The sequence below is a fragment of the Planctomycetia bacterium genome, from assembly GCA_015075745.1.
Taxonomy (GTDB): domain Bacteria; phylum Planctomycetota; class Phycisphaerae; order UBA1845; family UTPLA1; genus UTPLA1.
Genome location: JABTTW010000001.1, coordinates 261511 through 272480, shown reverse-complemented (window position 1 = coordinate 272480; position 10970 = coordinate 261511). Strand labels below are relative to the sequence as shown.

The following is a 10970-nucleotide window of genomic DNA, read 5'->3' as shown; positions in this document are numbered from 1 at the left end:
CCACGCGCGCGGAAGCGCCTTCAAAATTCTTTGGATTCTGTCGTTTCGCGTAAGCTCTACTTCGGCGATGGCCTGGGAAACGGTATACAGGCAGCTCAGTTCCTTCATACGCTCTTGAAGCGCTGACGTAGCATGTCGTTGGTCATCTAGACCTGCTTCGTGCCCCATGGTCGTTCGCCTCGTTGAACAGATCAAAAGGTCAACGGCACCGTTTCTCGTCGAATTTGACTCGACTATAGTACCGAAAGGCATGTTCCGTCAAAAACACGGGCAGCGCGGACCCTGAGGGAAAAACGAGGGTGCGACCCCGTCAGCCGCGCAACGTCGCACGGGCTGTCACTTGTCCATCGAGGCGCTCCTCGGATCGTAGAACCGTTTCAGATGGCAAGGAAAAGACGAAACGTCAACCCACCGGGCGACTCCTTGTGCCGCCAGGATGGTCGACTTGGTCGAGGGCCATACATTTGATATCGTAGCGGCCAAATGAACGATGACGCCAGCCATTCCGATCCCGTTAATGCAGCAAACGTCGAGCGCCTGTTCAACAACTATCGGTCTGATCCAGATTCAGTTCCGATGGAATGGCGGGCGATTTTCGATCGATTCAATGATGACCGGCACGCCAATCCTGCGACCACCCGCGACATCGTGACGAGTGACATAGGGTTTGTCGCATCCAAGGACGCGTCGCAAAGCGCTGTGCTCCAGGATCGCGTCGATCAGCTCGTCCGCGCCTACCGCGTGCGCGGCCACATGATCGCACAAATCGACCCACTCAATTTCCCCCGACCGTCGTCACCGGAACTGGACCCGGCCCACTACGGTCTGACCGAAGCAGACATGGATCGACAAGTTTCCAGCAGGACGATCGCCGGCCCAGGGGTGCGGACGCTTCGTGACCTGCTGCGCCGGATGCGCAATACATACTGCCGATCGATCGGTGCGCAATTCATGCACATAGACGATCTCCCGACTCGCCATTGGCTCCAGGAACGTATGGAGGGCACGGAGAACCGCCTGGAATTAACGCGCCGGCAGCAATTCAGAATCTTTACGAGTCTCACAAAGGCGGTGACCTTCGAGGAATTATTACAGAAAAAATTCGTGGGGGCGAAGACCTTCTCACTCGAGGGCTGCGAAAGTCTTATTCCGCTTATCGATTTGGCGATCGATCGCGCTGCAGAACACGGAATTCGCGAGATCGTCATTGCAATGGCCCACCGTGGACGGCTCAACGTCCTTGCGAACATCATGGGCAAACGGCCGGCCGACATTTTCCGCGAATTCGAACCTCGCGATCCCGCCGCATACGCCGGCACCGGAGATGTTAAGCATCACCTCGGCCACAGTACGGACTGGGAATCAGCGGACGGTCGTCTCGTTCATCTGTCGCTTTGCTTTAATCCCAGCCATCTCGAGTTCATCAATCCGGTCGCCCAGGGACGGATGCGCGCCAAACAGGACCGCGCCGGTGATGTGCGGCGGAAAACAGGAATGTTGCTCTTGATTCACGGCGATGCGTCGATCGCCGGCGAGGGCATCGTCCAGGAGACACTGAATCTAAGCGAACTCCAGGGCTATTCAGTCGGCGGCGCGCTTCATGTCGTCGTAAACAATCAGATCGGATTCACGACTTCTCCCGCCGAGGCCCGTTCAAGCCTCTACGCCACGGATGTGGCGAAAATACTCCAGAGCCCAATCCTTCACGTCAATGGCGAGGACCCCGAGGCCGTTGCTCAGGTGATCCGTTTGGCGATGGACTTTCGCATGGAATTTCAGCGGGACATCGTTGTCGATATGTACGGCTACCGCAAGCACGGCCATAACGAAATGGACGAACCCGCCTACACGCAGCCCGTCCTCTATCGGGCGATCCGGATGCGCAAGCCGGTTCGCGAAGCTTACCTGGATCATCTGCTGAAGCTCGGAAAGATCACCAGGGATGAAGCCGACTCAGTCGCTGATATGTTTCATCAGGCGCTGGAAAAAGACCTCGCCGAAGCCCGCGGCCAAAGCTATGTGTCGCCGGATACCCAATTGACGGGCATCTGGTCAGGATATCATGGTGGCTCGGAGCCGACGGATGAAGTTTCGACCGGCGTGGAGAAGGAGCGGCTCGTCGGCATGATGCGACAAATGCTCTCGGTCCCGCCAGGTTTCCATCGCCACCCTCGGCTGGAGCGCTTCGTCAACAAGCGCGAACAGATGATCGCAGGGGAATCCCCGCTGGATTGGTCTGCCGCCGAAACGCTGGCGCTCGCGAGCTTGGCGACCGAAGGCACCCGCATCCGACTCAGTGGACAAGATAGCGCCCGCGGCACCTTCAGTCATCGCCATGCCGTCTTGCACGACCAGGAGAACGGCGAGACCTACGTTCCGTTACAGCACTTGGCAATCGGGCAAGCACCGGTGGAGATTCACAATAGCCCGCTGTCTGAGGCGTCCGTCGTCGGTTTTGAATACGGCTACAGCCTCGACTGCCCGGATGGTCTCGTTATGTGGGAAGCGCAATTCGGTGACTTTGTGAATGCCGCGCAAGTCTTGATAGATCAATTCATCGTCAGCGGTGAAGACAAATGGAGACGGCTGAGCGGCCTGGTATTGCTGCTTCCACACGGTTTCGACGGTCAAGGGCCTGAACACTCCAGCGCCTATATCGAACGGTTTCTCACTCTGGCGGCTGAGGACAACATTCAGATCGTGCAGCCTTCGACTCCCGCCCAACTGTTTCACCTGCTGCGCCGACAAGTGCTCCGGTCATGGCGCAAGCCACTTGTCGTCTTCACCCCCAAAAGTCTTCTTAGGCACCCGGCGGCCGTCTCCAGCCTCGACGAATTCGTCGATGGACATTTCCAGCGGGTCATCTCGGATCGGGATCGCGACCCCTCCAATGTCAAAAAGATTCTGCTCTGTGGCGGACAGCTTTACTACGACCTCGCGGCGACTCGCGAGAGGACCAAGCGAGACGACGTCGCCATCGTCCGCATCGAACAGTTTTATCCGTGGCGCATGGAAGATTTGGACGCGGCGCTCTCGCGTTACCCCGATGGGACGCGAGCCTATTGGGTCCAGGACGAGCCGCGTAACCTGGGGGCATGGAGTTACCTGAGAGTACGCCTCGGAGAGCGCCTACTCGGGCGTTTCCCATTCTCGGGGATCAGCCGTCCCGAGTCGGCCAGCCCGGCCACGGGAACTTCTGCCAGCCACAAATATGAGCAGAGACTTCTGATTCAGGAAGCGTTCGGCGCTGCGGATGATCGGGACGGTTGAGAATTCGAATACGAATACTTGATCGTGCGCGACCTCTCCCACCGGCGTCTCGAAGTGAATCCAGCCGAATACCTGTGGAAAAGTGACTGTCGCCGCGACGTTCGAAGCCAACGTAATGCCGGCCGGCGTGACGTCGAACTGAGCGAGGCTGCGGCAGCCGGCCGTGATCGGGAACACAGGCAGCGCCGTCACAAACAAACCCGATGCCGCCGCGTTGACCCGCTCCCCCGAGATAAGCAGACTCCGCCTCGTCACGCAATCTCTCTGCTGATCGCGAACCAAGGCCGTCAGTGTGTCTGGGAACGCTTTCGTGTCACCGCCGTGCTCGATCGCGAGACCTTCCTAGTCGAACACTTGCGAACTTCGCACAACTGCGGAAGTTGCAACATGCCGCGCCGGCGAGGAGCATCGCATAAAGGGATGATTGGGCTTGCGGATCGGAGCAGTTGGGCGAGGCTCACCCGCGTCAGTGCCTTTTCGGTAGCGGCAAAGGCATTGTCTAATTCCCTATGCAGCGGACACAGGCTCGTATGCGAAGGCAATCCGAGCGGGCAATGCTTGATACGCTCGAGCGGCGCCACGGCACTGACAACATCGAGGAGAGTGGTCCTCCCCGGCGGCTGGTCGAACGCATAACCGCCGCCTGGACCCGGCTGGGATCGCACCAGCCCGGCTCGAACAAGGTCCTGGACCACCTTGTGCAAATACCGCCGTGGTATTTGAGTGATTTCGGCGAGTTGATCCGCCGACGCGGACCGATCCGGCGTTCGTGCAAGCCAATAGGCAACCCGGAGAGCGTATTCAGCGGTTTTCGACAGCATCGACGAGCGACCTCCTGATTCGCGGCAATCATACACCTTGACATGTAGATTTCAAGCTCTATATTCTCGCTCCCATGAATTGAATTCAGGCACAGGCCCGCATGGAGCGGCCTGGCTACCGACACTCCCGAGCGAGAGGCATCTGTATTTCAATGTTGACCACCAAGACGACCCAAATCGTAAAGGCGACGGCATCGACCGTTGCAACGCACGCCGAAGCCATCACGACTCGATTCTACCACCTGATGTTCTCCGGAAATCCGGAAGTCCAGAGATATTTCAACTCAGCCCATCAGCATTCCGGAGGTCAACAGCGAGCGCTCGCCGGCGCCATCTGCGCATATGCCGCGAATCTCGATGATCTTGAGGCGCTCGGCCCCGCCGTTGAGCTCATCGCCCACAAGCATTGCTCGCTTGGAATCCAGCCCGATCACTATCCAATCGTTGGAAAGTATCTGCTCGCCGCGATCAAGGACATCCTCGGCGATTCGGCAACGGATGACGTGATTGCCGCGTGGAGTGAGGCCTACGGGTTCCTGGCGGGCCTTTTTGTCAAGCGAGAGACTCAGATTTATCAGGCACAGAGTGCAACTCCCGGCGGATGGAACGGTTTCCGACGCTTCATTGTCGATAGGAAGCAACCGGAGAATGAGATCATTACGTCATTCTATCTGCGCCCGGAGGACGGCGGCGCACTGGCAACATTCAAGCCGGGCCAGTACATCACGGTACAAATCGACCATCCGGCAGCGCCGACTTCTCCGCGAAACTACAGCCTGTCAGATCGGCCGGGCGTAGGCCATTACCGAATCAGTGTCAAGCGTGAACTGGCGCCCGACACGGGCTCGCCGAACGGATTGATTTCCAACTATCTTCACGACGACGTTTTGGAAGGCGATGTTCTCGAAATCGGTCCGCCGTGCGGAGAATTCACGCTCAATCCCCTGGAGATCGGCGATCGATCGATTACGCTCATCTCCGGCGGCATCGGCATCACGCCGGTGTTGTCGATGCTGAAGAGCCTGGCGCATCACCGAGTTGAGTCGCCGGTAAACTTCATTCATGCGGCTCGAAACAGCCGCTTTCACGCTTTCGCCGATGAGGTGAAGGGCATTGCAGCCCAATGCCCAAGTATTCGCGCCCATTTTCGATATGACGCACCCCTGGATGATGATATTCGTCAGGGACATTGCCATAGTACCGGATACGTCGACGCACGCCTCCTTGAGGATATCCTGCCGGCCAGCGATGCCGAGTTTTATTTTTGCGGCCCCAAGCCCTTCATGGTGGGATTACTTCGCACTTTGAAGGAACTCAATATCCACGAATCGCGAATTCACTACGAGTTTTTTGGTCCGAAGCAGGAGATGTGAGATCCTAACTCGGGAATATGCGTTAGGATGTATGGCGCCGCCGGAGGATTCCTGAAGGGAGGTTTCAGCGGCCATTGCCCATGACGCTCGTCGCTTCAAAATCGACACAGGACACGGCGCTCTACGGACCACTTGTAGGTGTGCGGCGATCGCCGCCGTTAAGGAGTGACAACTCCCCCATAGCCGGACTTGAAAAAACCTTCCAACGCCAGAAAAGCGAACAGTTGGTGTTGTGTCATCTTCCTGGGGCTGAATCGGTGCGCGAATGCGGGCAGTGCCGAGTTGGCCGTCGCATACGCCACCAGCAGCCCTTCCGTGGCGACTTGCAGATCGCACTCGTCCTGGATTGCGTCCTAAAAATTGGACCAGCGCCCCCGTTGCGGATGGGTGGATTTCAGGGTTTTTCTACAGAGCAGATTGCAGCTCATTCACGATTAACATCGATGCGCGGAATGATAGCCGGTTGACGGTATCGATTTCTCGACAACTGGATTGCCGTTTTTTGGAGAGTCTAATGAGTCTGGAAGTCTTAGGAATGGCGCTTCTTATCTTTCTGGCGCGCGTCGCCGACGTTTCACTCGGTACGCTTCGCACAGGTTTCATCATTCGCGGGATGCGCGGATACGCATTTGCGTTCGGCTTCGTCGAAGTTCTCGTGTGGGTGGTAGTGGTCGCCAAGGTAATCACAAGCCTCTCGCACCCAATATACCTGATTGCTTATGCACTCGGGTTTGCATGCGGCACCGTGGTAGGCATTACGGTCGAGGGGTGGTTCGCAATCGGGGAACAGGTCGTTCGCATCTTTTGCCCCAATGGCTCCACGGTTGCGACGGCCCTGCGTGAACGCGGTTTTCGTGTGACGGACTTTACAGGTAGAGGCCTAGCCGGCCCGGTCTCTTTGCTCTTCGTCCAGGTGCGCCGACGTCAGACAAGGAGGGTGATCGATGTGGCGCTAGAATGCGATCCAACTTGCTTCTACACGGTTGACGACGTACGGCTGGTATCATCCGTCGTTGCCGCGAGCCCACAGGCTTCGCACGAGCATCTTCATTAGTCGATGTCCCGGCCCGAATTATTTGGCGTTGCCTCGAAGAGGCAGGCTGATGGTTGCAATGAAAAGGCGCAACAGTGCGGGTTGAAAGGAGTTAACATTTTCGGCGTCCTGGAAGGAAGATAACGAAGGCCCCGCACACGAAGAGACGCGTGCGGCATCGTACTATGATCGGTAACGAAACATGTAACAGGAAAAAGTAATGGGAGAACATCATGGAACGGCATACGAAGCAGTCAGGCTGGCTCAGCCTGCTATTTATTCTGTGTCTGCTGATGCCGGTACTTTTTCTGTTGACGATGCCCGGCGGAACGATGATGGGCGGCCTCTCTTGGTTCTGGCTCATCATGCTGTTGTGCTTCTGGATGATGGGCAGCATGGCGGGACGCGCGGCGGACGAATCGGTGGAAACGGTGACAGGCGAGAGAGCCGAGAATCTCCTTCGTATGTTGGCTCCCGAAGAGCAGCCCGGCATCATTCGTCGCGTAATGGACGTTCGCTTGGCGACGGAGAAACACGGCATCAGCATGTTTCGTGGTCCATTGCTGGAACCGGCGGAACAGGCGCTTAAGGACTTGCGGACTGAATTCGAGGGCCGCATTGTTCCGCTGATCCAGGAAGATGACGAGTTAGGCAACTCAATTATCCTGATGCCGCAAGTCGTCGAAGAGAAGGTTTTCGAGAGATCGACGCGTCCGTGGATTCACTGGCTGCTGTTTGGTCTGACATTTCTGACGACGACTTGGGCCGGAGCGATGCATCAGGGCGTCAATCTGTTGCAAGATCCGCGTTCATTTACCGTTGGCTTACCCTATTCGATTAGCTTGTTGCTGATTCTCGGCGTTCATGAACTGGGCCACTACTTCATGGCGAAGCATCACAAGCTCAACGTTACGCCGCCATTCTTCATTCCTGTTCCGTTCGCCCTCGGGACCTTTGGCGCCTTCATACAGATGAAGTCACCAACGGAGAATCGCCGCTCGTTGTTTGATGTGGCTGTCGCGGGCCCTTTGGCCGGATTGGTCATCGCGATTCCGGCTCTGCTGCTTGGTCTTCAGAACTCGCAAGTGCTCCCTCCCAATGCCGATGCCGGACATTCGATGATGCAGGGAACAATGTTGCACGGAACATCGGTGGGCTCCTCGATGTTATTTGCCTTGCTTGCCAGGGCGGTGCTCGGCGATCAGTTGCAACACGGCTACATGCTGCAACTGAGTCCCCTGGCCTTCGCGGGTTGGCTCGGCTTGCTGGTCACCGCGTTGAACTTACTGCCCATCGGCCAGCTTGATGGCGGCCACATGGCACGGGCGATGTTCGGAGGCCGCATGGGTGCGACCGTCAGCAGCGTAGCAACATGGTCGTTGTTCCTGCTGGCGATCTTTGTCTGGCCGGGCCTTTTGCTGTGGGCCATCATCGTCTTCTTCATCGCTGGTCGCGGCACGCCGCCACTAAACGACATCACGCCCATCAGCACCGGCCGTCGCTGGATCGGCTACGCGACCTTCTTGATTCTGGCCCTGATCCTGATTCCGCTTCCGCACGCATTCTGGCAGGCGGCGGAGATTTACTGCCCGTATTTATAGGCGAACTGTCCTCCTGCTCCGGCACGGACTGAGCCCGTAGCAGCGATTGCATAAACATACAATATGAACGTGCGGAAAAACGCTAGTGCTTGTGCTAGGGTCTGGGATACTCGACACCTTTGAACTTCTGTGGCCGTTTAACAGGATTGCTTGACTGAGGAAACGCGAATTATGGCAATTGACCCTATTTGCAAGATGACCGTCGATGAAGCGAGCGCGTGCAGTGCCGAGCGCGATGGCCAGAACTTCTACTTTTGCAGCGAGCATTGCCGCCAGAAGTTCCTGGGCGAAGACGCGCCGGTCGTCGCGGAACCCGGCGAGCCCGATCGCGCGCACCAGGAGCCGACGCAACGCATGCAGAAGGACGGCGCCGGCGAATTCTTCTGTCCGATGTGCAAGGGCGTCGAGAGCGACAAGCCCGGTAGTTGCCCAAAGTGTGGGATGGCGATGGAATCGGCAAGGCCGAAAATCGACACGGGAAAGACAATCTACACCTGCCCGATGCATCCCGAGATCGAGCAAGAGGAGCCGGGAACCTGCCCGAAATGCGGCATGGACCTGGAGCCGAAGTACCTCGACGCCGAGGTTGAGGACGACTCCGAACTTCGCAACATGACGCTGCGATTCTGGGTGGGTGTAGCCCTGAGCGTGCCGGTGTTTCTGCTCGCCATGTTGCCGATGGTTGGCGTACCGATCGACGTGTGGGTGGGGCGATCCGTTGATATTTGGCTGCAACTGATCCTCAGCACGCCGGTGGTGTTGTGGGCGGGATGGCCGTTCTTTGCGAGAGGGTTTCGGTCCATTGCGACCTGGAATCTTAACATGTTTACGTTGATCGCCATCGGTGTCGGCGCGGCCTATCTCTACAGCCTCTTCGCCGCGCTCTTTCCAGGCTTGCTCCCGGACGATCTCAAAGTGGACGGGCACGTCGAAGTTTACTTCGAGGCCGCGGCGGTCATCGTCACGCTGGTGCTTCTCGGTCAAGTCTTGGAGCTGCGCGCCCGACGACGCACGAGCAGCGCCATCCGGGAATTGCTTTCCTTGGCCCCACCGACTGCCCGGATTGTCCGAGATGGGGCTGAAATTGAAGTCTCGTTAGATGAAGTTCGAAGCGGCAATATTCTACGAGTCCGGCCTGGCGAGAAGATTCCCGTCGATGGGAGGGTGACTGAGGGGAAGAGTAGCATCGATGAGTCGATGATTACAGGCGAACCCCTGCCGGTGCAGAAGCAAGCGGACGATGAAGTCATCGGCGGCACAGTCAACCAAACCGGATCGTTCCTCATGGAAGCTGAAAAGGTCGGTGAGGATACGGTGCTATCGCAGATCGTAAACATGGTCGCGGATGCACAGCGGAGTCGTGCACCGATTCAGAAAATCGCCGACACCGTTTCCGGATATTTCGTGCCCGCCGTGGTAGTGATCGCGATTGTGACGTTCATCGTCTGGGCCGCGCTGCGCCCGAGAGAACCGGCGCTCGCCTGGGCGTTGGTCAACGCTGTCGCGGTTCTGATCATCGCCTGCCCCTGCGCACTGGGGCTGGCCACGCCGATATCGATCATGGTCGGCGTCGGCCGCGGAGCAAGAGAAGGCGTGCTTATCAAAGATGCGGAAGTCCTGGAAACGCTGGAGAAGGTCGATACGATCGTCGTCGATAAGACCGGAACCCTCACCCAGGGACGACCAAAGCTGACGGAGTGCCTCCCTGTGGACTCCGGTTCGGACGATGAGCTGCTCCACATGGCGGCGAGCCTCGAACAGCAGAGCGAACATCCGCTGGCTCGTGCCATTGTCGAAGGTGCGCAGGACCGAAACCTCGCGTTGTCGGCTGTCGATGATTTTGATTCCATCACGGGAGGCGGCGTTCGCGGATCGGTTGGTGGGACAAAGGTTTTGATTGGCAATCGCCCGCTCCTGGAGGACAACGGCGTAACCAATCTTTCAGCACTCGATGAGCGGGCCGACAAGCTGCAGCGGCAGGGCCGAACGGTCATGTACGTGGCCGTGGATAGCGCGTTTGCAGGGCTGATCGCCGTGTCCGACCCCATCAAGGAGTCAACACCCGAAGCGGTCAAGGCTCTCCACGGTCTTGGCCTGCGGATCATCATGCTCACCGGCGATAACGAGAAGACCGCACGAACAGTCGCGGAGATGCTCGGTATCGACGAGTTTGAGGCGGGAGTGAGCCCGGAGGACAAGCACGAGCGAATCAAGGCGCTGAAAGTCGACGGTCGCAAAGTAGCCATGGCCGGTGATGGCATCAATGACGCACCTGCTCTTGCCGAGGCCGACGTGGGCATCGCCATGGGAACGGGCACGGACATCGCCATTGAGTCGGCCGGCGTGACTTTGGTCAAGGGCGACTTGCGGGGAATCGTTAAGGCGGTAACGCTGAGCCGACGCACCATGCGCAATATACGACAAAATCTTTTCTTCGCCTTCATCTACAACGCCCTCGGCGTGCCGGTAGCCGCGGGAGTTCTTTATCCCGTATTCGGCTTGCTGCTCAATCCGATGATGGCTGCCGCCGCGATGAGCTTTAGCAGCGTGTCGGTTATTGGCAATGCGCTGCGATTAAGTACGATTCGTCTGTCGATGGCCCAGGACCAATCGGCGAACTGACCACGAGACTAGATCATTGAGTCGGCCGCCAAGCCGGGATGACGGTGCCTAAGAGGGCGGCCGACCGGTGCATCCTCGCACGGATACAGCGTCTCGCAGGCACAGTGCCAATGCCTCCCGTACGAGGAACAACAGAGCGGTATTGAGCGTTCCCTGTCAGCGTCGGAGGCGGAGGAAGGACGCCTTGATCCGCCTCGAAGCACCGAGCCCGGGCGCTCGGGCCTACGAAATCAGAAAAAAACGGGCCGAC

Annotated in this window: 6 protein-coding genes; 5 read left to right on the top strand and 1 reads right to left on the bottom strand. The window is 58.0% G+C overall.

Features of this window, described 5'->3' with window-relative positions; all coding sequences use genetic code 11:
• The first annotated feature begins 483 nt into the window (after positions 1–483).
• A complete protein-coding gene (locus HS101_01070; protein MBE7504858.1) occupies positions 484–3270 on the top strand; it encodes a 2-oxoglutarate dehydrogenase E1 component in 2787 nt (928 codons plus the stop codon).
• A gap of 287 nt (positions 3271–3557) precedes the next feature.
• On the opposite strand, the gene HS101_01065 is transcribed toward HS101_01070, so the two are convergent.
• Complete coding sequence (locus tag HS101_01065) at positions 3558–4091, bottom strand: Rrf2 family transcriptional regulator (GenBank protein ID MBE7504857.1); 534 nt, start codon at positions 4089–4091, stop codon at positions 3558–3560.
• A gap of 152 nt (positions 4092–4243) precedes the next feature.
• Between HS101_01065 and hmpA the strand changes: the two genes are divergently transcribed.
• The 4 genes from hmpA (at position 4244) to HS101_01045 (ending at position 10720) form a co-directional block, all read left to right on the top strand.
• Positions 4244–5464 (top strand): NO-inducible flavohemoprotein, encoded by a 1221-nt coding sequence (gene hmpA / locus HS101_01060; GenBank protein ID MBE7504856.1) that lies wholly within the window; start codon positions 4244–4246, stop codon positions 5462–5464.
• Between the two features lie 514 nt (positions 5465–5978).
• Positions 5979–6518 (top strand): DUF2179 domain-containing protein, encoded by a 540-nt coding sequence (locus HS101_01055; GenBank protein ID MBE7504855.1) that lies wholly within the window; start codon positions 5979–5981, stop codon positions 6516–6518.
• A gap of 212 nt (positions 6519–6730) precedes the next feature.
• Positions 6731–8098 carry a site-2 protease family protein gene (locus tag HS101_01050; GenBank protein MBE7504854.1) on the top strand — a complete coding sequence of 456 codons (1368 nt, stop codon included), beginning with the start codon at positions 6731–6733 and terminating at the stop codon, positions 8096–8098.
• A 171-nt stretch (positions 8099–8269) separates the two neighbouring features.
• Positions 8270–10720: a heavy metal translocating P-type ATPase gene (locus tag HS101_01045; protein MBE7504853.1), complete on the top strand. Its 2451-nt coding sequence runs from the start codon at positions 8270–8272 to the stop codon at positions 10718–10720.
• Positions 10721–10970: the final 250 nt, after the last annotated feature.